Source organism: Exiguobacterium algae (assembly GCF_018617875.1).
Classification (GTDB): Bacteria; Bacillota; Bacilli; order Exiguobacteriales; family Exiguobacteriaceae; genus Exiguobacterium; species Exiguobacterium algae.
In genome coordinates this window covers 36,633-56,437 of record NZ_JACSKZ010000005.1, presented here as the reverse complement: position 1 = coordinate 56,437, position 19,805 = coordinate 36,633, and the positions used below count along the sequence as shown (strand labels likewise).

Annotated in this window: 26 protein-coding genes and 1 riboswitch; of the genes, 6 read left to right on the top strand and 20 right to left on the bottom strand. The window is 49.6% G+C overall.

Annotated features, from left to right (window positions below; translation table 11 throughout):
* Positions 1-13: 13 nt before the first annotated feature.
* The 6 genes from KNP03_RS11535 to KNP03_RS11510 form a co-directional block, all read right to left on the bottom strand.
* Complete coding sequence (locus tag KNP03_RS11535; protein WP_214829419.1) at positions 14-979, bottom strand: ABC transporter permease subunit; 966 nt, start codon at positions 977-979, stop codon at positions 14-16.
* Position 980: 1 nt separating this feature from the next.
* Positions 981-2,459, bottom strand: coding sequence for a sugar ABC transporter ATP-binding protein (locus KNP03_RS11530; protein ID WP_214829417.1), 1,479 nt, complete (start codon positions 2,457-2,459; stop codon positions 981-983).
* Positions 2,460-2,470: 11 nt separating this feature from the next.
* Positions 2,471-2,860 (bottom strand): D-ribose pyranase, encoded by a 390-nt coding sequence (gene rbsD / locus KNP03_RS11525; RefSeq protein ID WP_214829415.1) that lies wholly within the window; start codon positions 2,858-2,860, stop codon positions 2,471-2,473.
* Positions 2,857-3,744, bottom strand: coding sequence for a ribokinase (rbsK, locus tag KNP03_RS11520; protein WP_214829413.1), 888 nt, complete (start codon positions 3,742-3,744; stop codon positions 2,857-2,859). The genes rbsD and rbsK overlap by 4 nt, the downstream gene beginning before the upstream one ends.
* 3 nt (positions 3,745-3,747) lie before the next feature.
* Positions 3,748-4,725, bottom strand: coding sequence for a LacI family DNA-binding transcriptional regulator (locus KNP03_RS11515; protein ID WP_214829412.1), 978 nt, complete (start codon positions 4,723-4,725; stop codon positions 3,748-3,750).
* Positions 4,726-4,834: 109 nt separating this feature from the next.
* On the bottom strand, positions 4,835-5,368 hold the full coding sequence (locus tag KNP03_RS11510) for a GNAT family N-acetyltransferase (protein WP_214829411.1): 534 nt from the start codon (positions 5,366-5,368) through the stop codon (positions 4,835-4,837).
* Positions 5,369-5,438: 70 nt separating this feature from the next.
* Here KNP03_RS11510 and KNP03_RS11505 point away from each other — a divergent pair, with 70 nt between their 5' ends.
* Positions 5,439-5,885, top strand: coding sequence for a DUF4385 domain-containing protein (locus KNP03_RS11505; protein ID WP_214829410.1), 447 nt, complete (start codon positions 5,439-5,441; stop codon positions 5,883-5,885).
* Positions 5,886-5,918: 33 nt separating this feature from the next.
* On the opposite strand, the gene KNP03_RS11500 is transcribed toward KNP03_RS11505, so the two are convergent.
* The 7 genes from KNP03_RS11500 to tenA all read right to left on the bottom strand — a co-directional run bounded on the left by KNP03_RS11500 (position 5,919) and on the right by tenA (position 10,544).
* Positions 5,919-6,326: a GNAT family N-acetyltransferase gene (locus KNP03_RS11500; protein WP_214829409.1), complete on the bottom strand. Its 408-nt coding sequence runs from the start codon at positions 6,324-6,326 to the stop codon at positions 5,919-5,921.
* A gap of 83 nt (positions 6,327-6,409) precedes the next feature.
* Positions 6,410-6,859 carry an OsmC family protein gene (locus KNP03_RS11495; RefSeq protein WP_214829408.1) on the bottom strand — a complete coding sequence of 150 codons (450 nt, stop codon included), beginning with the start codon at positions 6,857-6,859 and terminating at the stop codon, positions 6,410-6,412.
* 112 nt (positions 6,860-6,971) lie between these two features.
* Positions 6,972-7,610, bottom strand: coding sequence for an SDR family oxidoreductase (locus tag KNP03_RS11490; RefSeq protein WP_214829406.1), 639 nt, complete (start codon positions 7,608-7,610; stop codon positions 6,972-6,974).
* A 25-nt stretch (positions 7,611-7,635) separates the two neighbouring features.
* On the bottom strand, positions 7,636-8,277 hold the full coding sequence (gene thiE, locus KNP03_RS11485) for a thiamine phosphate synthase (protein ID WP_214829404.1): 642 nt from the start codon (positions 8,275-8,277) through the stop codon (positions 7,636-7,638).
* On the bottom strand, positions 8,246-9,085 hold the full coding sequence (thiD, locus tag KNP03_RS11480) for a bifunctional hydroxymethylpyrimidine kinase/phosphomethylpyrimidine kinase (protein WP_214829402.1): 840 nt from the start codon (positions 9,083-9,085) through the stop codon (positions 8,246-8,248). The genes thiE and thiD overlap by 32 nt, the downstream gene beginning before the upstream one ends.
* On the bottom strand, positions 9,082-9,873 hold the full coding sequence (gene thiM, locus KNP03_RS11475; RefSeq protein WP_214829400.1) for a hydroxyethylthiazole kinase: 792 nt from the start codon (positions 9,871-9,873) through the stop codon (positions 9,082-9,084). Before thiM ends, thiD begins: the two co-directional genes overlap by 4 nt.
* A complete protein-coding gene (gene tenA, locus KNP03_RS11470) occupies positions 9,870-10,544 on the bottom strand; it encodes a thiaminase II (RefSeq protein WP_214829398.1) in 675 nt (224 codons plus the stop codon). The genes thiM and tenA overlap by 4 nt, the downstream gene beginning before the upstream one ends.
* Positions 10,545-10,632: 88 nt before the next feature.
* Positions 10,633-10,737, bottom strand: a riboswitch (TPP riboswitch).
* Between the two features lie 136 nt (positions 10,738-10,873).
* On the opposite strand from tenA, the gene KNP03_RS11465 reads away from it, so the two are divergent.
* Positions 10,874-11,269, top strand: coding sequence for an ion channel (locus KNP03_RS11465; RefSeq protein ID WP_214829397.1), 396 nt, complete (start codon positions 10,874-10,876; stop codon positions 11,267-11,269).
* An 11-nt stretch (positions 11,270-11,280) separates the two neighbouring features.
* Here the strand turns inward: KNP03_RS11465 and KNP03_RS11460 are convergent, their stop codons facing one another.
* From KNP03_RS11460 to KNP03_RS11450, 3 genes are read right to left on the bottom strand one after another with little or no spacing between them, the layout of a single operon-like run.
* Positions 11,281-11,433, bottom strand: a complete 153-nt coding sequence (locus KNP03_RS11460) for a hypothetical protein (protein ID WP_214829394.1) — start codon at positions 11,431-11,433, stop codon at positions 11,281-11,283.
* A gap of 49 nt (positions 11,434-11,482) precedes the next feature.
* Positions 11,483-12,313 carry an aminoglycoside 6-adenylyltransferase gene (locus KNP03_RS11455; protein ID WP_214829392.1) on the bottom strand — a complete coding sequence of 277 codons (831 nt, stop codon included), beginning with the start codon at positions 12,311-12,313 and terminating at the stop codon, positions 11,483-11,485.
* Positions 12,310-12,912 (bottom strand): pentapeptide repeat-containing protein, encoded by a 603-nt coding sequence (locus KNP03_RS11450; RefSeq protein WP_214829390.1) that lies wholly within the window; start codon positions 12,910-12,912, stop codon positions 12,310-12,312. The genes KNP03_RS11455 and KNP03_RS11450 overlap by 4 nt, the downstream gene beginning before the upstream one ends.
* 55 nt (positions 12,913-12,967) lie before the next feature.
* Between KNP03_RS11450 and KNP03_RS11445 the strand changes: the two genes are divergently transcribed.
* Complete coding sequence (locus tag KNP03_RS11445) at positions 12,968-13,417, top strand: NUDIX hydrolase (protein ID WP_214829388.1); 450 nt, start codon at positions 12,968-12,970, stop codon at positions 13,415-13,417.
* A 1-nt stretch (position 13,418) separates the two neighbouring features.
* Here the strand turns inward: KNP03_RS11445 and KNP03_RS11440 are convergent, their stop codons facing one another.
* A complete protein-coding gene (locus tag KNP03_RS11440; RefSeq protein WP_214829386.1) occupies positions 13,419-14,096 on the bottom strand; it encodes a YjjG family noncanonical pyrimidine nucleotidase in 678 nt (225 codons plus the stop codon).
* Positions 14,097-14,309: 213 nt separating this feature from the next.
* Here KNP03_RS11440 and KNP03_RS11435 point away from each other — a divergent pair, with 213 nt between their 5' ends.
* Positions 14,310-15,767 carry an aldehyde dehydrogenase family protein gene (locus tag KNP03_RS11435; protein WP_214829384.1) on the top strand — a complete coding sequence of 486 codons (1,458 nt, stop codon included), beginning with the start codon at positions 14,310-14,312 and terminating at the stop codon, positions 15,765-15,767.
* A 38-nt stretch (positions 15,768-15,805) separates the two neighbouring features.
* On the opposite strand, the gene KNP03_RS11430 is transcribed toward KNP03_RS11435, so the two are convergent.
* From KNP03_RS11430 to KNP03_RS11420, 3 genes are all read right to left on the bottom strand, one after another.
* Complete coding sequence (locus KNP03_RS11430) at positions 15,806-16,144, bottom strand: zinc ribbon domain-containing protein YjdM (protein WP_214829381.1); 339 nt, start codon at positions 16,142-16,144, stop codon at positions 15,806-15,808.
* A 66-nt stretch (positions 16,145-16,210) separates the two neighbouring features.
* On the bottom strand, positions 16,211-16,723 hold the full coding sequence (locus KNP03_RS11425; RefSeq protein WP_214829380.1) for a GNAT family N-acetyltransferase: 513 nt from the start codon (positions 16,721-16,723) through the stop codon (positions 16,211-16,213).
* Between the two features lie 89 nt (positions 16,724-16,812).
* Positions 16,813-17,142: a four-helix bundle copper-binding protein gene (locus tag KNP03_RS11420; RefSeq protein WP_214829379.1), complete on the bottom strand. Its 330-nt coding sequence runs from the start codon at positions 17,140-17,142 to the stop codon at positions 16,813-16,815.
* A gap of 170 nt (positions 17,143-17,312) precedes the next feature.
* Here KNP03_RS11420 and KNP03_RS11415 point away from each other — a divergent pair, with 170 nt between their 5' ends.
* A complete protein-coding gene (locus KNP03_RS11415; RefSeq protein ID WP_214829378.1) occupies positions 17,313-18,209 on the top strand; it encodes an aldo/keto reductase in 897 nt (298 codons plus the stop codon).
* A 285-nt stretch (positions 18,210-18,494) separates the two neighbouring features.
* Positions 18,495-19,754, top strand: a complete 1,260-nt coding sequence (locus KNP03_RS11410; protein ID WP_214829377.1) for a hypothetical protein — start codon at positions 18,495-18,497, stop codon at positions 19,752-19,754.
* The last annotated feature ends 51 nt before the right edge of the window (positions 19,755-19,805 follow it).

The window sequence follows — 19,805 nt, the reverse complement described above, 5'->3', positions numbered from 1 at the left end:
CCCCTTTCATTCATCAAGCGTTTTGTCGACGATCTAGTAATACCGCAAATAATATAACTGCACCTTTTACGACGAGTTGGAAAAATGATGAGACGCCGAGAAGGTTCAATCCGTTATTCAACGTTCCGATGATGAGTGCCCCGATTAATGTCCCGACGATCCAACCGCGACCGCCAGCTAAGCTCGTTCCCCCGAGAACGACTGCCGCAATGGCATCCAATTCATACGATGCCCCGGCCGTTGGCTGGGCGGAGTTGAGACGTGAGGTCAAAATGATACCGGCGAGTGCCGCCAACATCCCTGACAAAGAATAGATCATGATTTTTACTTTGTTGACGCCGATTCCCATCAACTTGGCTGCTTCTTCGTTACCACCGATTGCATACGTATGGCGCCCAAACGTCGTCTTCTTCAAAATGAAGTACAATACCCCGAACGCCAGAATCATCGTCAGCGCCGGAATCGGGATGACCCACAAGTAACCACGACCGAGCATTTCAAACCATGAAGAATCGCCGAGTCCTGTAATCGGTCGACCGTCTGTATAGACGAGTGTCAGCCCCCGATAAATCGTCATCGTTGCAAGTGTCGCGATAAACGGTGCCACTTTTCCGAACGTGATGACCGCCCCGTTGAATGCACCGAGCACTGCTCCCGCGATTAATCCTAGCGCGACCGCCATGACCGCATGCTGTCCATCGACCATCATTCCGGCCACAAGCGCGGACGAAAGAGCTAAAATCGAGCCGACAGATAAATCAATGCCACCGGTCAAAATGACGAACGTCATCCCAAATGCAATCAAAGCATTGATGGAGACTTGTCGTAACACATTAAAGATATTGTTGAGTGATAAAAAACCTGGTTCGAGCGCGGTCACGACCACGACGATGGCGAGTAGCCCGAACAGCGGACCGAGTTTTTGCCCCCACCCTAGGCGGTGTGGACGTTTTAATGTGGTTGGTGCCTGTAATTCCATTTCATTGCCCTCCTGTCGCATACGTCATGACTTTTTCCTGCGTCGCCTCTTCTTTCGGAACCGTCCCTGTGACGACCCCTTCCCGCATGACGACGATCCGGTCACTCATTCCGAGTACTTCCGGTAGATCGGACGAAACGAGGATGATGGCAACGCCCGCTTCCGCCAAATCACACATGATGTTATAAATTTCTTTTTTAGCCCCGACGTCGACGCCTCGTGTCGGTTCATCCAGGATCAAGACATCCGGTTTGACCCCTAGCCATTTCCCGAGGACGATTTTTTGCTGATTGCCTCCGGACAACGATTTGACCTTCTGCTCCATCGAGTGGTGTTTGACATGCAGTTTCTGTAAGTACGTTTCGGCAAACGCTTCTTCCTGTTTTTTCGAAATGACCGTTCCTTTTGTACGTTGTCCGAGAGTCGGTAACGATAAATTTTCTCGTAAAGAGAAATCAAGCAACAGTCCTTCCCCTTTTCGGTCCTCCGTCAAGAAGGCGATTCCATGTTTGATGGCATCGGAGGGGGTTTTTATGCGAATCGGTTTTCCTTTCAGCTTGATCACACCCGCCTGATGGTGGTCCGCTCCGAATAACGCCCGCATCACTTCCGTCCGTCCCGCTCCCATCAACCCGGAAAATCCGACGATTTCACCTGCCCGAACATTGAAGGAAACATTGTGGAACCGGTTACCTACCAACCCGTCGACTTCTAGTACGACGTCTCCTATGTTCGCATCCCGCTTCGGATAACGCTCACCGATCTCACGTCCGACCATGTCGCGGACCGTTTCTTCAAATGACGTCTCTCGAATCATGCGCGTGGAGATCGACTGGCCGTCCCGAAGCACTGTGATCCGGTCACACAACTCGAATATTTCTTCCATTCGGTGTGAAATGTAAATGATCGAGACTCCTTGTTCACGCAAAGCGCGCGATACAGCAAACAACGCTTTAATTTCCCGATCGGTCAATGCGGCAGTCGGTTCATCCATCACGATGACCTGTGCATCCGTCATGAGCGCCTTCGCAATCTCAATCATCTGTTGTTGTCCGACGGATAAGTTCCGTGCCAACTGGTCGACATCCAGGAAAACATTTAACTCCGCCAAATATTCACGTGCCCGTCGTTTCATTTCTTGTTGTTTGATCAGTCCGAACGGACCGGTCAATTCACGACCTAAAAATAAATTTTCCGTGACAGACAGATCCGGTAAGATGTTTAGCTCCTGATGAATGAAGGCGATTCCGGCCGACTCCGCCTCTTTCGGATGTTTGAACTGTCGAGGCTTCCCATCGATCAGGATATCTCCTTCATCCTGCGCATGAAGTCCTGTCATCACTTTCATCAGCGTTGATTTTCCTGCGCCATTTTCCCCCATCAAGGCATGAATTTCTCCAGGCAGGAGTTCAAAATCCACACCTTTCAAAACCGAGACCGGTCCGAACGATTTATGGATTCTTTTCAACTGAATGTGCATCGAATCCCCCCTTAAAAGATGACGCCTGCGTGCAAGATGACGTTCGCATAAGGTGTCGCTTCACCCGTTCGGATCACCACTTTTGCTTTCTCGACCTCACGTTTGAACGACTCATGGTCACATTGTTCAATCCGGTCATATGTATCCTGTAATCGTTCCGCGATTGCTGGATTATGCGTGAGCATCTCCTGAGCGATCGTGATTTGTTCAATCACCAAATCGTTCTCAACTTCTGTCAACACGTCCAGAAATGACGGCTCACCTAGTCGTAAAGACAAGTCCACCCGCTTTACGCCATCAGGTATCGGCAAACCACAGTCCGCGATGACGACGCGATCCGTGTGACCGAGGTCAGCGAACACTTTTGCCAAATGACTGTTTAAAATCCCTTGTTTTTTCATCGCACTCGCTCCAATCGTTGTTGCACATTTTCCCGTGTCGGCATACCGCCCTGGGCACCGAATCCTTCTACACTCATACCTGAGGCGACGACTGCAAACCGGACCGCATCCACAAGCTTCGCTCCTTCCACGAGCGCCGTCGCCAATGCCCCGTTGAACGTATCGCCCGCTCCTGTCGTGTCCACGACATTTGCTTGAATTGCCGGAACGTGTTGCACGTCCGTCCCATCATGGAAGCGCACTCCGCGAACGCCTTCCGTGACGAGTAATTTATTCGGATACATTTCAAGTGCCTCTTCCACTGAAAGATTCGGGAACAAGTCGTGACACTCATGTTCGTTTGGGGTCATGTACGTGACTTGCTGCACGACTTCGTCCGGAAGCGGTCGGGATGGCGCCGGATTTAACATCACCGGTATACCCCGGGCGTAACAATGCGCAGTGACTTGGCGCACGGTCTCGATCGGGATTTCGAGTTGCAGGAGGACGAAACACTCTTCGTCCAGCAATTCGTTCAATTGTTCCTCTTTGAACGTGACGTTCTTATTGGCAGATTGGACAACCACGATCGAGTTGTCCCCTTCCGCCAACACGATATGTGCCGTTCCCGTCACTTCGTCAGATGATTGGCGAACATGCTTCACATCGACAGCGTTCTGTTCAAAGTTCGCGATGATTTCCTTACCAAACCCATCCTGTCCAACACATCCGACCATCTGCGTCTGTGCTCCCAATCGGGCCGCCGCGACCGCCTGATTGGCACCTTTCCCGCCGGGTACGGTGCGGAACGCCTCCCCAATCACCGTCTCCCCTGCTTTTGGTCGTTTGTCTGATGTGACGACGAGGTCCATCGAAATACTCCCAATGACAACAATGCGTTTCATGCTCTATCTCTCCTTCCGCTTTGTCGTTTGACGCTCCAATAACGATACAGGCAGCAACATCTCTTTTGCCTGTGTATCTTTCTTTTCAATCAAGTCGAGGAGACGTTCCGTCGCCAGCCGTCCCATCTCATAAATCGGCTGTACGATTGTCGTTAGTGGTGGAGAGGTCATCTCTCCTAACTCGATTCCGTCATAACCGATGACCTGCAACTCCTCCGGCACGCGGATATTCCGTCTCACTGCTTCTTGCAAAACAGCTGCCGCAATGACATCGTTCGCTGCAAAAACCCCATCGAACGGCCAATGGTGATCAAACAATTCCTGAGATGCGGTTAAGGCTTCTTTGAATGTGAACGTCGATTGCGTCATTCCGACGAGATGTTCACCCGCCGCCTCCATGAACCCTTCGGTCCGGCGCTTGACCGTCTTCAAATGTTCCGGACCTGCAATATGGGCCAATCGCGTCGCCCCGTTTGCGAGAAGCGTCTCGGCAGCCAATTTACCGCCTTCATAACCATCCGAGATGACCGCATCGATGCCGGCTTTGACAATCCGGTCCAATGCGACCATCGGTAAGTTCAATGTTTCGTAGTTCGGGTTGTGGGAATGATTCGTTGTGATAATCAATCCGTCCACATGCATCGTTTGAAGCGCCACTAAATACGTCTGTTCTTTCTCCAACTGCTCATCCGTATTGCAGAGCACGACTTGATAACCATGTTGGTTCGCGACGTCCTCGATCGCGCGAGCCAGTTGTGGGAAGAAAGGATTCGTAATGTCCGGCATGATGAGCCCGATCAAATTCGAGGATTTCTTGTACAGCGACCGCGCCACCCGATTCGGTGAGTAATTCAGTTCTGCAATCGCCCGTTCGACCGCTTCCCGCGCATCCTCACTGACGTATCCACTTTTATTCATCACCCGTGACACGGTCGCCACCGATACGTTCGCCTGCTTGGCCACTTGCTTAATGGTTGCCATCTTCCCACTCCTATTCTGGAAACGCTTACAATGTCATCTTAATGTGTAACCGGTTACATATCAAGCCCTTTTTTCAATTCCGTATAAAAACACCTTGATGATTGAAACGTCAAGGTGTGGGCTGCTGGATCATATACACTAGAAAATCGACGGTTCGACCGTCTAATCGAGTCAACTGCTGTTGTTTCGTAAAGGCGTACGTAAATCCGCATTTCTCGACGACCCGACGTGATCGGTCATTATAGCTGTAATAACCGCACCAAATCCGCTCAAGCTCTAATTGTTCGAAGCCATAACGCTGTACTTCACGTACCGCTTCCGGCACGTATCCTTTCCCCCAGTAGTCCGGGCTGAGCACGTACCCGATTTCACGTTGCGCCTCATGTTGAACCGCTGGGTCCGGTTTCCGTTCATGTAATCCGATGCTTCCGATGACGCGTCCCGTGTCTTTCAGCACGATTGCCCATACGTCTTGCTCAGCAATAAAGAGTTGAATGACTTCTTTTGTTTCTTCAAGCGACCGATGGGGCGCCCAGCCGGCCATCGGTCCGACACGCGCATCTTTTGCGTAGTGATACATGTCTTCGGCATCGTCTAAAGTAAACTCTCTCAATCGCAAACGTTCGGTTTCCAATTGAATCATCGTATCCCTTCTTCCTATCTTGTTTCTGACCTCTCTCTTGTGGGAAAACGTTACGAGAGGAGGAATGCACATGCCTTTTGATTATGAGTTGGATTTTGAGAACATCAATTTTCGTGAGCAGCCGGAACTGTATCGCGTCGGTCGTGGCGAACAAGGTGTCCTGCTGGTCGAACCGTACAAAAGTGAAATCTTGCCCCATTGGCGGTTTAAAACCCCGGAGATTGCGAAACAATCAGCTGAGGAAATTATGGCGTTATTTGAACAGTATCGGGCGAACGACGACTTTGTCGGGATGGACATGGCACGGAAGTTTATTCAAATGGGCTACACACGCGCCCGTCGTTATGCCAATTACAAGGGTGGTCGGAAATATAAAGAAGATGGTGCGATTCACGAACGGCACATTGACGAAGAAAAGGCCGAATCGGCCCGGATTTTCAAAACGTATTGGGACCGGGTCCGCGCCGACGAGGATTACATCACCCGAAAAAAAGCCCATCAGAAAAAATATGGATGATTATCGCGTCATCACCTGGAACACCGTCCCGTTTCAATCGAACGCCGTCAGTGTACGGAATCCGACTTGTTCATAGAGACGAATGGCACGTTGATTGAATGATGCGACGGTCAGACGAAGAGGCCGTTTTCCTTTCTCCGCCATGCTCATCACGTACTCGACAAATACACGCCCATTACCTTGACCGGTCAAGTCCGGTCGCATCCCAAAGCCAACATCCGTATAGTCCGCTGAATACGAATAGGTCGAATTCGGGACTTGGGCAAACGATCCGAGACAATAAAATCCGATCAGCTCCTCATCCCGATAGATTGCGTGATAGGCCATCAGTTCCTCGATGCCCTCTTCAGACGAAGATTGGTTGTAAAAGTCATAAGGCGGGAGATACGTCCAGGATTGGATGACTTGCGCGTCACCTCGCGTCATCGGTTTGATTTTCATTTCTCTCCCCCCTTTCTATATGTCTATTCGGTATACCTCTCCTTCATTCCTTTGCACACAAAAAAGATGGGATACCCCATCTTTTACTTTCGGCTCCACTCGGATGTGATGTGAACGTCCGCCGCATGCATCAGGTTGTGAATCGGACATCTCGCTTCGACCCCTTTTTGCAGCTCGGCAATCCGGTCACCTGACTCTTTCGTATCCAACACGATCTGCACATGGACGGATTCAAAATAAGTGCGCACACCCTCCATCCCTTGAAAACCACGAGGGTCTAGTTTTCCTTCCGTGACAAAGGAGACGCCTTCGTAATCAAAATTCAAATCTTGTGCCACATAAGCAATCATGATGGTCGTACAGGACGAGAGCGCACCGAGCAGATACTCGAGTGGGTTCGGTCCCGCGTTCGTCCCCCCAAGCCGTTCCGGCTCGTCAACGATAAATGGTGTATGCTCGCCAACACGTACCGTCGTCTTGACGCCGCCCGCCTCGCCTTCAGCGCGCATCGTCACAAGTGGTTTTTCAGACATTTCCCGTTTCCTCCTCTCAAACATTCAACTGTTTCTCTGTTCCCGTTATTCCGGTGCTTGTAACGCGGTCCATCCATTCAAAAAGCGGGATGACGATGCACCCCGCTCTCTGTTAAACCGATTGCTCAATCGGCGTATCGCCTTTGATTAAATCAATCGCTTTGTTCTTGACGTTTGAATGATTATGGAGCACGTGTACCAAGAACGATGCCACGTCTTCACGTGGAATCTCACCACTTCCTTCGAATTGCGTGTTCACCTTGCCCGTACCTGCATCGTCTGTCAACGCACCCGGACGAACAATCGTGTATGTGAGTCCACTCTGTTCGAGTAAGCGATCGGCATGATGCTTCGCTACGTAGTACGGCTTCATTGAGTCTGGCCAAGCCGAGCGGTCTTCTGCTTTTAAGGCGCTGACCATGACGAAGTGTTTGATGTTCCCGTTCGCTTGTGCCGCTTCAATACTCTTCGCTGCACCGTCTAGGTCAATTAAAAGTGTCTTGTCTGCCCCGGTGCTTCCACCAGAACCTGCTGCGAACACGATGACATCCATCCCATCGATCACCTTTTGCAAATCTTCTACCGATCCTTCGAGGTCACCGAGTACGGCGTTGTATCCTTTTGACTTGAAGTCATTGAGTTGTTCTTCTTTACGCACCATCGCCGTGACGTGATGCTTTCCTTCATTGTGTAACTTTTCCACCAACTGATGGCCAATCTGACCGTTTGCACCGATTACAAATACGTTCATCTGTCTTCCTCCTCAATAATTAAATTCAGAGACAAGCGAAACGCCGGGTAGCTGTTGCTACGTCCGGTGCAGAAGCAATGGCAGAGATGACGGCAACGCCGTCTGCCCCGTCAGAAACGATTGAAGGAACATGCTCCGGAAGAATACCTCCAATCCCCACAATCGGAAGCTGCGGATATTGCTGACGAACCTGCTGAATCAGTTCCGTCCCGCGCACACGTCCCGCATCTAACTTACTCTTCGTCGCGTAAATCGGGCCAATCCCGACATAATCTGCAAATGGAAGAGCCGCACTTACTTCCTCCATCGTATGGACGGACACCCCTAACCATTTGTCAGTTCCTAATTGTTTACGAACCCATTCGGCAGGCAAATCGTCTTGTCCGACATGCACACCGTCTGCATCGATCGAGAGCGCCAAGTTCACATCGTCATTGATGATAAACGGAACGTTCGCTTGTCGACATACATGTTGGAGCGCCTTCGCCATTGCTTCTTTTTCATCTCCATACAATGCACCTTTACCTTTTTCGCGAAATTGAAAACATGTCACACCACATCGAAGTACCGTTTCGAGTGTCCCCACCAAATCAGATGTATCCGTCGTCCCACACACAAAATAAAGACGAAGTTGCTTAGCGATCGCTCGTTTCGTACATGACGTCAACGGTAATCACCTCTTCTTTCGCTAAACGATGTCCCCAATGATTCGTCGGTCCATGCCCCTGTCCAATCGATAATCCATGCGTAATCGCCTGATGGATAAATTGTTTCGCATCCACGACGGCTTGACGAAGTGTCTTCCCGTATGCCAGCTCAGCCGTCAAAGCTGCAGAGAACGTACATCCCGTTCCATGTGTGTCTTTCGTCTCAACGCGGGGTGCGCTCACTTGAAACGCTTCAGATTCGGACACAATCAAATCGACGGCCTCCACACCTTCCATATGTCCACCTTTGATGATGACGACATCAACGCCGAGTAAGCGAATCTGTTGGGCGGCCTTCATTCGGTCTGCCTTCGTCCGAATCTCGATTCCGGCTAACACTTCCGCCTCAGGGATATTCGGTGTCACGACCGTCGCATATGGTAACAATTTCGTCCGAAGTGCCTCAATCGCACTAACTTGTAACAAAGAAGCGCCCCCTTTCGCCACCATGACAGGATCGACGACGACGTGTCGGAAACGATGACGTTCAAGTGCTGCGGCTACCGCTTCAATCCGCTCCGCATCTACCAACATGCCTGTCTTACATGCTGTAATCTGAAAGTCATTGGCCACTACATCGATTTGCCGAGTAATCATGTCAACGGAAATCGTTTCAATCCCATGCACGCCGAGTGTATTCTGGGCTGTGATGGCGGAAAGTACACTTGTTCCGAATACACCGAGTTCTTGAAACGTTTTTAAATCAGCTTGAATACCCGCTCCGCCCCCTGAATCAGAACCTGCAATCGTCAAAACTTGTGGTCTCATGATGTCGACACCTCGATTCGATTCGTCGGGATTGTATATTGCGTCAATTGATGGAGGGCATTTAAAAAGTGAATCGGAAAATCTCCTGGTCCTTCTGCCCGTTCACTCGCTAACTCCCCGCAATAGGCATATCCTGATACGGCTGTCACCGTCGCCTTGAGTGCATTCTTTTCGACCGCTAGACATGCTCCGACGACCGCACTGAGTAGACAGCCTGTACCGGTTGTCTCGGTCATCCGTTTTGTCCCACCTCGTACTTCCATGACGACATTCCCGTCGCTGACCACGTCTTCTTTTCCAGTCACGGCTACGACACATCCGTATCGTTTCGCCGCCTCGAGTGCTAATTGGCGTGGTTCACACGCCCCGTCACCCGCATCGACACCTCGCGCTACCCAATCGACACCTATCAATGTCGCGATTTCGCCTGCATTTCCCCGAATGACCGTGACACGGACGTGACGCAAAATACGCTCGACAACATCCCGGCGGAACGACGTCGCCCCGACTCCAACCGGATCGAGTACAATCGGGCATCCCGCTTCATTCGCCGCCTGCCCCGCACGAATCATCGTCGCCTCAGTCATCGTACCGAGTGTCCCGATGTTTAACACGAGCGCATCGCTCACAAATGTCATCTCTGCCACTTCTTCAATCGCATCTGCCATGACAGGAGAGGCACCGATGGCGAGCAGTCCATTCGCCGAAAAGTTGGCGACGACTGTATTTGTGATGTTGTGGATTAATGGCGATTGTTTTCGAATCTCACTCCAAATCTCATGCCTCATTGGTTGACCTCCTGTGACAACGACCATGATTCGAGTGTCCATGCCATTTCCCAGAAGGCGACTTCGTAATAGCAACTCTTCAAGAAGAGTTTTGTGTAACGCACGCGCTCTTCTTCCGTCGCTTGTCCAGCCAATTCATCCAACCGATCAATCTGTTCTTCCACCAACTCACGGAACCACTCCGAACCGTACGTCGCAATCCAAGCTGAATAAATCGGATGGTTGGGTCGTTTGTCTTTTAGACGTTCACCGATTTCGTAATACACCCAATAACACGGGAGGATTGACGCCAATACATCACCGAGTGTCGGCCCTGCCTGTTGCATATGAAGTGCATACGCGTAAGCAGTCGGTGCCGGCTCGAATGTCGCCAGTTCAACATCCGTCACGTTGAGCATCGTAAAGAACTCACGATGAAGTGAGAGTTCCGCCTCAATCGTGTGTAAGGCATGCGTCAAAAAGCGACTCGATAGTTCCATCGTCGGTGCAAGCGTCGCCCCTTTGGCCTGCACTTTCGAGAATTGATTCAAGTAATACGAGTCTTGCATGACGTAATGTCTAAACTTTTTCTCATCGAGCGTTCCTTCTCCGAGTGAACGGACGAACGGATGATAAAAGCTTGCTTCAAACAATCCATCCGCTTCCTGACGTAAGTGATCTGTAAATTTCATAATAACTCCCCCTTATAACAGATAAAAAGACGCCGCCTCCCATAACGGAAGCGGCGTCTCGAACAGTCATATCTAGGTGAAGCCATATGAGTCGTCTCGCCCACTTCCCTACGCTAGCGTGAACTAGATCAGGTTCGAAGGGTCTGGACCTTGTCCATCTCAGCCGCGTGACGCGACTCCCCTAGTGGCAAACATTATGAAATTCAGTCGTCTTCGACCACATTCTATCAATCTTTTCATCAATTGCAAACCTTTTCCGATTCCGTTTTTCATTCTTCGCTTCGGGAATGGATAAATGAACTCATTTACATGAAAAGGATGTGTCCAGATTGAGTACGATTTTATTAACCATTGCATTACTTTTCATCAGCTTGAACGTGTTTTGGTTTTTCAAACGTCAAACGTACAAGCAAACAGGATTTGATGGGAGATTGTTCGCTCAGTTGTTCGTTAGCCTATTCGGTGTCATGTTAGGATTCACGTTAATTTATTATGCATTATCTCGTGATTCAGTCATTCTTGTGACTTCACTCGAATCCATGAATGCCGTCGAACCGACTTGGGAAAATCTCCTGTACTTCAGCGGGGTCACTTTACTATCGATTGGCTTTGGTGATTTGTTGCCAATTGGTTTGACCCGATTATTCGCCATCATCGAAGGCGCCATCGGCATTTTGTTACCGAGTGCCTTCTTCATCAAATCGATGTACAAAAAAGAAGACTGACATGCAGTCTTCTAACGTCCTGTGATCAGGAAAAATAAATTGACGGCAACCAAACCGAGTGGAATGAGCGCGACGAGGATAATCGGCCACTTTTTCAAGCGAATCCCGACGAAGAGTAGCAGGCTTCCGACGAGGAGGGCGATGAACGTTGTATATGGATTCATGCAGAACGCTCCTTTCTCTATAGAACAGAGTTCCCTGCCCACTCAGCAATTAATCGTTTGAATGCCACAACGTTGCACATGCGCTACGGACACGACGCGCCTCTTCTTCAGGAAAGAAGAACTCCCCTTGTTCGGCGACACGCTGGGCACAGAAGAAGAATAGGGACATCAGCCGGTCGTGTGTGTCTTCCAATGCACTCAGTTCCGCTGACGCGTACGTGGCACACAGCATGTCCCATATTTCCTCAGGCAGATGCTCACGCATCCCGTCCCCGGATTTTCCGAGATTAACGGTAAAGTCCGTGGCATACCCGATATTCCACTCCATCATCTGCCGAAGCATGTTCCGCATGATTTCCAAATGATCGAGTGCATAAAGTACCTGATGGCGTTTGATCCCTTTCACAACGTACAAAGACACCCACCAAAATTCATTCCAGCACGCCGCATATTGTTCGGCGGACGGACGCATCACCCGGTACGACCTTTCACTTGGAAACGGTTGTCCGGCAAGTCCGTCCCGGTCGAGTAAGACACGACTCAACGAGTCTGTCTCGAGCGTTTCCAACAAATCGTCCGTGGAGCGAATGGTCAGATCGATGCGGTGCCCCTCCGCATATTGGACGAGGAAGGTTACGTGACGTGATGCATCCGCCGTCTCCGGCATTTGCATGATTAACACATCCCCAAACGCGTTGATCCAAGAATTGTCCTGAGCGATCGAAGCGACGTCTGTAGCAAAAAAGGTCATGTCCACATCCTGATAAGGATCCGATTTGATGTTCGGATTGACGAGCGAACCGTTCAGCACAACCGTGCGAATCATTTCGCGTTCTTCTGCATAATGCAAGAGTTGATTGATGATTTCCGTTGGTTTCATTCTATAATCGCCCCCAATGAGCGCGCGACTTGAATCGCCTGCATCGCGTCTAGTTTTGTTTGGTGCAACGTCACGTTTGAGAAGTCAACCCCATCGACGAGCGCTCCTCTGAAGTCGGCACCACGGCACACCGCATGTTGGAGCGTCGCCCGTGACAAATCCGCCTGGTGCCACACCGTCTCGCTCAAGTCGGCACCGTACAGGTCCGCCTCGACCAACCGAACGTGGGACCAATCCATTTTCTTGAGCGACACGTGACGAAGGTTGACGAATGACCAGTCGCCTTCTGTTACACGGACGCCCTCAAACTGGCTCTCTTCAAATGAAGACCCCGTCATTTTACATTGCTCAAACTCACTCGTGAACAGGTTAGCGCCATGGAATTGACAGTTCAAAAATGAACTCCCGACATGCCGGGACGCATTCCATTTCGAATCGGTAAAATCACAGTTGATGAACTGACAGCGGTCCGTTTGCAGTTCCGTCGCATCGACGTACGTGAAGCGACAGCTCTCGAACGTGACGTGTGACAGTTCTTCGTCACGGAGTGTCACCTCGCGGAAATCTTCATCTCGATATTGCGTATGTGGTTGAAACATTTGACCCCTCCTTCAGGTATACTAGAACATATGACAAAGATTGGAAGTGATATAGATGGATCTCGTATTCCCTACTGAAAACGGCGTCTTCAATTACCGCGTCGCCGGTATTTTTGTAAAAGACGGTCACTTATTGATTCATCGAAACGTCCGGGATGATTTTTGGGCACTGCCCGGTGGTCGCGTGACGCTCGGTGAAGAAGCTGCAACCGCCCTCGCACGCGAGCTACATGAAGAATTGAACATGCGTGTGACCGATGCCTCGTTCGCTTTCGTGCACGAGAACTTATTTACTTACAACGACCAACCGTTTCATGAGATCGGACTCTATTTTTATGTAGACGGTGACCTCCCGCTCCAAGACGGAGATTTTTACGGACCGGAAGGAGACCACCTCATCTATCGTTGGCAAAAACTTGACCGTCTTCAAGACATCACACTCTATCCAGAAGTGCTCGCTCAGCTACCGAATCGCTTGCCGACTCATTCACGCACCCTTACATAACTCAAAGCAACGATTTCAACTCATGTAAATGTCGAATCTCATACGTCGACTCGATCGTCGCCGCCACTTCGTTCGGATTGAACCAACACGTGTCCAGACCATACATCCGTCCCCCGGCGATATCTGCCGTTACTGAGTCGCCGATGATTAAGCCTTTCTCTGGCGCTACGTTTGGGATTCGTTCGAAGACGTAGTCAAAGAACGACTTCATCGGTTTTTGCGATCCGGTCGCATCTGATACGAAGACGTCTTGGAAATACGGCAATAGTCCAGATGACTCTAACCGTTTGAACTGCGTCTCCGTCACGCCGTTCGTGACGATATAGAGCGGATACTGTTCGCTTAGTGTCCGGACAATCTCAAGTGCCCCGTCGACCATGTGAACACCGGCATGCAGGAAGTCCCGGTACTGTTGCTCGACGCGTGGTCCATCAATCCTCACGCCTAACGAATCGAATAATTTTGTATGGCGTCCGACGAGCACCTCGTCCCGTTCGACTTCACCGCGCTCAAACGCCCGCCACAGTTCGCTGTTAATCCGCACATACCGTTCCTTCACTTCATCCGTCATCCGGACGTTGTAGGATGCGAGCAGTTGCTCCAATGCGACATGTTCGCTCTGTTTAAAGTCGAGTAACGTATCATCAATATCAAATAAAATGGCTTCATATCGTTTCATTTCTCTTTCAAACCCCTCTCTGACCCTTACTCTACCGCAAGTCTCCCCGAACAGCAAAAGGGATGAGATTCAATCATCCTTTCCTGTTCACACCTGCCCGGTATCCAAACGACTCCTCCTTTACTTCTACATCCTAACGTACATCAAAAGGTTTCATTTTCGACTGAACGTGAATAGTTCCTATGGTGAAGAAAAAATAAAGGAGTGTTTACGATGCATACAGATTTTACACATATGTACATTAACGGGGAATGGATAGAAGGATCGAGTGAAAAATCGATCGACAACGTCAATCCGTTCACAAACGAAACACTATTCTCGATTCGATCAGCGGGTGAAGAGGATTTAAACCGTGCCTACGAAGCAGCCAGGGATGCGCAGGCGGAGTGGGCGGACATGGTTCCGCAAGCACGACGTGAGCTGATTGAGAAGTTTGCCCAGCTGACAATGGATCACAAAGACTTCATCATCGATTGGCTCGTGAAAGAGTCCGGCAGTACGCGCATCAAGGCAGAAGGCGAATTTGCCGCATCGATGGCCATCATCAAAGAAGCCGCGACGTTCCCATTCCGTATGGATGGTCTCATTAAACCATCGATTGTGCCGAATAAAGAGAACCGCGTGTATCGCAAACCTCTTGGTGTCATCGGCATCATCAGTCCATGGAACTTCCCACTCCATTTGGCTGTCCGTTCAATCGTAACAGCGCTTGCGACCGGCAACACAGTCGTCGTCAAACCGGCTACCGCGACACCGGTCACTGGGGGTCTCCTGTTCGCCTCCCTCTTTGAAGAAGCAGGACTTCCAAAAGGCGTACTGAATGTCGTCGTCGGACGGGGTTCTGAAATTGGGGATGCCATTGTCGAGCACCCAATCCCACGCCTCATCTCGTTCACCGGTTCGACCGAGGTCGGTCAAGGGATTGCGGAAAAGGCAGGTCGCCTCTTGAAGAAAACGGCACTTGAACTCGGTGGGAATAACGTGTTCGTCGTGCTCGACGATGCCGATCTCGACCGCGCTGTCGAATCGGCAGTATACAGCAAGTTCTACCATCAAGGGCAAATCTGTATGTCGACGAACCGCATCCTCGTAGCTGAATCAATTCATGACGAGTTCGTCGAACGTTATGTCGAGCGCGTTAAACAGTTGAAAGCAGGTGACCCGAACGATAAAGACACGCAAGTCGGACCGCTTATCGACCACGATCAAATCGATCGCCTCTTAGACCAAATCGAGAAAACGGTCGACGCCGGCGCCACCGTCCATACCGGCGGGTCAGCGGACGGAAATGTCCTTCAACCGACCGTCCTCAGTGGCGTCACGAATGACATGCCGCTCGCGAAAAATGAAATCTTCGGCCCTGTCGCAGTCATTCTCTCCTTCAAGGATGAGGAGGAGGCGCTACGTCTCTCGAATGAATTGCCGTATGGATTGAGCGGTGCCGTCCATGGTTCGGTATACCGCGCGACTAATTTCGCACGAAAAGTCGAAACCGGGATGATCCACGTTAACGACCAATCGGTCAACGATGAACCGCATATGCCGTTCGGGGGCGAGAAGAACTCCGGACTCGGCCGATTCAACGGGGAATGGGTGCTTGAAGAGTTCACGACGCTTCAATGGGTGTCGGTCATGCATGAACGCCGGGAATACAAACCTTTCTTCTCCTAAACAAAAAGTGTTTCAGTCCGAATGGACCGAAACACTTTTTAGATTTTCTTCACGAATTCTGATTTTAGTTTCATGGCCCCGAGTCCATCAATCTTGCAATCGATGTCATGGTCTCCATCTACTAAACGAATTCCTTTTACCTTCGTGCCTTGTTTGACGACGAGTGAGGTTCCTTTTACTTTCAAATCTTTAATGACCGTGACCGTATCGCCGTCGCTTAGTACGTTTCCGTTCACATCTTTTATTTGAGCGGCTTCTTCTGCTTCGGCCTGTTCACTTGGCGACCACTCGTAAGCACACTCTGGACAAACGAGAAGCGATCCATCCTCATACACATAGGCAGATTGACATTTCGGGCAGTTCGGGATTGCTGACATACTTATTCCTCCATTCAATTCACTGTTGTCAGTATATCGTATTTCCGAACAAGCGACAGCACCCGCTTAAATTTCTTTTGGCTTGTCAGGCCCTTTCAACTCCAGTTGATAAAAGGAAAGGTCCAACCATTTCCCAAACTTGTAGCCCGCTTGACGAATCGTTCCGGAGTGGACAAATCCTACCTTTTTGTGGGCTCGAATACTTCCAACGTTCGAGGCATCGATTCCACCGATGATTGTTTTGTACTCCCGTTCTTCAGCGATTCGGATGATTTCAAGTAACAGCTTATTTCCAATCCCTTTTCCCCGGTAACCCGGATGAACGTAGACGGAATGTTCGACCGTATAATGATAGGCCGGCCACGGACGAAATGGGCCGAACGTGGCAAAGCCCATGACGACATCCCCTTCTGACCAGACGAGGATTGGAAGTTGTTGCTCTTTTTTCTCTTCATACCAGGCGATTCGATTTTCAATCGTCACCGGCTCATAATGATAGACGGCGGTGCTGTTCACAATCGCATCATTATAAATATGTAAAATGGCTTGCAAGTCGTCACGACGACAGAATCGAATCATAGCGGCACCACTTTCTGTTTTTTCTTATTATACGAATTGCCTGTCCAAAACACACGAAAAATCGGCTGGCCCAATGACCAGCCGATTTTTTATGATGCTAGACGGTCACACATCGAGGCACACTCGTTGCAGACACGTGCGCATTCCTGACAATGTTCATGTTGATGTTTTCCACATTCCTGAGCGCATGCCTTACAAATGACGGCGCAGGCCTGAGCGAGCTCAGGCACGAATGCTGAATCACGCGTCATCGCTTCAGCCAGAAAGGCACAAGCAGCCGCACACTCCCGGTCGAGTCGAATACAGTCGACCATCATCTTCACATCCTGCTCCTCTAAGCAGGATTCGAGACAAAAATTACATGTCTCCACACATTCATGTAACGTTTCCAGTTCATTCGCATAAATCCGATGAGCCATTTCGATGTTCCCCTTTCTTCTTAATCCGTGATAACGACACGCTATTTCTGTTCCCCTATCCCAAAAAGAAAAAACACCCCTTTACCCGACTCGCCTCCCCCCTTACAAGGTGACGCCCCTACTTGAAACACGTATAATGAAAAGCGACTGTAGACAAAGGAGGAACGATTATGCAACGAATCGCTTTAACAGAAGAATTATCATTTTCGCGTGTGATTCATGGAATGTGGCGTCTCGCCGAATGGGACATGAACCCGCAGGAGCGTCTCGAATTCATCGAGCAGTGTATCGAACTCGGTATCACGACATTCGATCATGCTGATATTTACGGAGGGTACACGTGTGAAGGGTTGTTTGGGGAAGCTTTGAAATTGAAGCCGTCCCTGCGCGATCAAATTGAGATCGTCACAAAAACCGGAATCAAATTGACAGGTGATTACAACCCGGGTCAGAAATTGAACTACTACGACACGTCAAAAGAACACATTCTTTCACAAGTCGAGCGGTCTCTACGGGAGTTGAACATCGAGCAAATCGATACATTGCTCATTCACCGCCCGGACCCACTCATGAATCCGGATGAAGTCGCAGAGGCATTCATCGCCTTACGGGAAAGTGGAAAAGTTCGTGAATTCGGGATTTCCAACCATGTCCCGTCAACGCAAAACTTGCTCCAGTCGCGTCTGCCGTTCCAGCTCGTGACAAATCAACTGGAACTGTCTCCGATGCAACTCAAGCATTTCGAAGACGGATCAGTCGACCTTTGTCATGAGAAACGCATGCCGCTCATGGCCTGGAGCCCCCTTGCAGGCGGTAGCTTGTTCAAGGAAGAACACTACGCTCCACTTCGTGAAAAACTTGAAGAAATCCGTACACGCCACGACGCAAGCGGAATCGATGCGATTGTATATGCCTGGTTGTTGAAACATCCGGCAACCATCCTTCCAATCATCGGATCAGGTAAAATCGACCGTGTCCGTACAGGTGTCGATGCACTCAACATCGAGCTCAGTCGAGAAGAATGGTTCGAAATTTTGAAGGCGGCACGCGGTCGAGATGTCGATTAAAGGTTTAAAAAACCAATATATCCCTCACCGTTCTATGTGAACAAATTAGAGGAATTTCGACTTTTTTCAAAACCCACTCATATCAATCTTTTTTCATCAAAAATCGACAAGATGAAAAATGAGAATTACCTTAATTAAACATTTTTGGTTTTATATCCCGTCCAGTTCAAGTTGGACGGGATTTTTGTATTTTTTTTAAAATCACAAATTAATTTTCCTAAGACTAAAGTCACAAAAAAATGGTGCTAGAATGATGAAAGTGATTCATCGAAGGAGAGTACCGATGTGAAAAAGTACCTGGTTTTTAGTACCCTCGCAATCCTTTTCTTCTTATTCGGATGCGAGGAAGAACACGCACTCCGTTTACATACAGCCCCTGAATACTATCAAGGACGTGCCATGTTACCGAATGGACAACAAATCGAATTACCAGAGGTCGATCGTTCGCACGTACTGGAGTCATGTGCTCCGGATCACGCGGTGACCGATTTGCCCGAAGGTGACCGGCGGTGGTTAGGGACCGTCACACTGACGCAACCTCTCACAGCGACCACCTCAACGCCTGCTTTTCCGACAGCAACTTTTTTCAATGTGAACGAGCAATCATTCGTACAGTGTCATGTAGAGTCAATCACATATGTGAAACAAATCGATGCCGCACCCGGAAGCATTTTGAATTTCGCCAACACAGCTGACGACTTTCCTGCTGTCGCAAAATTACGTGTGGCACAATCATTTGAACGGGCACAATTTCTTAAAGAATTGAAAAAACCAATCGGAAACGAGCCGTACCCGATCCGAACCGGAATGGAGCAAACCCTTGTTCACGTGACGATGCCTTTTGAGGGCAGTTTGATTTTCACGTTTAAGGCTGATGACGAGGAGGAGAACGTCACCTATCCGATCAATGCAACCTCTCGTGACCCGTACCTGTCTCTTGGACTCGGTACTGAAGAGTCCGACGCAGGTATGCAGTACGCCATTTACACAAGTTCAAATCAAGAAAAGTATGCCGATGCCCTACAACCAAAAGACGCTTTCATCACGCGTCTGCTTGGGGCGAAGATATTGAATGACTTGCCTTCGACATTGGAGCCTGGGAAACAGTATCCCCTCTTCAGTGTGTCTTATATGCGAGACGGCAAGCCACATCAACAGTATGTTTCGATCACCTATAAGGCGAACAAATTATTGCATGGCGATGAATTGAAAAAAAAGATGCACCAACAATTTGCTAACCGGCGCCATGCCGTGTTCCATGAGCTGGCGTTAATTGGCACAAAATCAACTGATACGTCATTTCTGAAGCACGTACCCGCCAAAGACCATGATTTCTTATTTGAGGCGATCGAACGTTCCAATTCGACTTCCCAATTCGGTTCTCCCGCACCGATGCCCTATCTGACACTATTCGAAGGAGTCAGCGCCCAAACATTCGATGTTAGCTATTACAAAGACGATGTGTTCTTAACCAACTCGAAGACGAATTCTCACTTCAAACTCCTCCAAGAGGACGCAGAGCAGTGGCATAAACTATTCGATTAATCGAAACAGGCAGGTGAGAGGATGACTCTCATCTGCCTGTTTGTGGCTTTC

What these genes read in the sequence shown, in the direction of transcription:
- KNP03_RS11535 (WP_214829419.1), bottom strand. Translation starts at nt 979, where the DNA reads ATGGAATTACAGGCACCAACCACATTAAAACGTCCACACCGCCTAGGG.
- KNP03_RS11530 (WP_214829417.1), bottom strand. Translation starts at nt 2,459, where the DNA reads ATGCACATTCAGTTGAAAAGAATCCATAAATCGTTCGGACCGGTCTCG.
- rbsD (WP_214829415.1), bottom strand. Translation starts at nt 2,860, where the DNA reads ATGAAAAAACAAGGGATTTTAAACAGTCATTTGGCAAAAGTGTTCGCT.
- rbsK (WP_214829413.1), bottom strand. Translation starts at nt 3,744, where the DNA reads ATGAAACGCATTGTTGTCATTGGGAGTATTTCGATGGACCTCGTCGTC.
- KNP03_RS11515 (WP_214829412.1), bottom strand. Translation starts at nt 4,725, where the DNA reads ATGGCAACCATTAAGCAAGTGGCCAAGCAGGCGAACGTATCGGTGGCG.
- KNP03_RS11510 (WP_214829411.1), bottom strand. Translation starts at nt 5,368, where the DNA reads ATGATTCAATTGGAAACCGAACGTTTGCGATTGAGAGAGTTTACTTTA.
- KNP03_RS11505 (WP_214829410.1), top strand. Translation starts at nt 5,439, where the DNA reads ATGCCTTTTGATTATGAGTTGGATTTTGAGAACATCAATTTTCGTGAG.
- KNP03_RS11500 (WP_214829409.1), bottom strand. Translation starts at nt 6,326, where the DNA reads ATGAAAATCAAACCGATGACGCGAGGTGACGCGCAAGTCATCCAATCC.
- KNP03_RS11495 (WP_214829408.1), bottom strand. Translation starts at nt 6,859, where the DNA reads ATGTCTGAAAAACCACTTGTGACGATGCGCGCTGAAGGCGAGGCGGGC.
- KNP03_RS11490 (WP_214829406.1), bottom strand. Translation starts at nt 7,610, where the DNA reads ATGAACGTATTTGTAATCGGTGCAAACGGTCAGATTGGCCATCAGTTG.
- thiD (WP_214829402.1), bottom strand. Translation starts at nt 9,085, where the DNA reads ATGAGACCACAAGTTTTGACGATTGCAGGTTCTGATTCAGGGGGCGGA.
- thiM (WP_214829400.1), bottom strand. Translation starts at nt 9,873, where the DNA reads ATGAGGCATGAGATTTGGAGTGAGATTCGAAAACAATCGCCATTAATC.
- tenA (WP_214829398.1), bottom strand. Translation starts at nt 10,544, where the DNA reads ATGAAATTTACAGATCACTTACGTCAGGAAGCGGATGGATTGTTTGAA.
- KNP03_RS11460 (WP_214829394.1), bottom strand. Translation starts at nt 11,433, where the DNA reads ATGAATCCATATACAACGTTCATCGCCCTCCTCGTCGGAAGCCTGCTA.
- KNP03_RS11455 (WP_214829392.1), bottom strand. Translation starts at nt 12,313, where the DNA reads ATGAAACCAACGGAAATCATCAATCAACTCTTGCATTATGCAGAAGAA.
- KNP03_RS11450 (WP_214829390.1), bottom strand. Translation starts at nt 12,912, where the DNA reads ATGTTTCAACCACATACGCAATATCGAGATGAAGATTTCCGCGAGGTG.
- KNP03_RS11445 (WP_214829388.1), top strand. Translation starts at nt 12,968, where the DNA reads ATGGATCTCGTATTCCCTACTGAAAACGGCGTCTTCAATTACCGCGTC.
- KNP03_RS11440 (WP_214829386.1), bottom strand. Translation starts at nt 14,096, where the DNA reads ATGAAACGATATGAAGCCATTTTATTTGATATTGATGATACGTTACTC.
- KNP03_RS11435 (WP_214829384.1), top strand. Translation starts at nt 14,310, where the DNA reads ATGCATACAGATTTTACACATATGTACATTAACGGGGAATGGATAGAA.
- KNP03_RS11430 (WP_214829381.1), bottom strand. Translation starts at nt 16,144, where the DNA reads ATGTCAGCAATCCCGAACTGCCCGAAATGTCAATCTGCCTATGTGTAT.
- KNP03_RS11425 (WP_214829380.1), bottom strand. Translation starts at nt 16,723, where the DNA reads ATGATTCGATTCTGTCGTCGTGACGACTTGCAAGCCATTTTACATATT.
- KNP03_RS11420 (WP_214829379.1), bottom strand. Translation starts at nt 17,142, where the DNA reads ATGGCTCATCGGATTTATGCGAATGAACTGGAAACGTTACATGAATGT.
- KNP03_RS11415 (WP_214829378.1), top strand. Translation starts at nt 17,313, where the DNA reads ATGCAACGAATCGCTTTAACAGAAGAATTATCATTTTCGCGTGTGATT.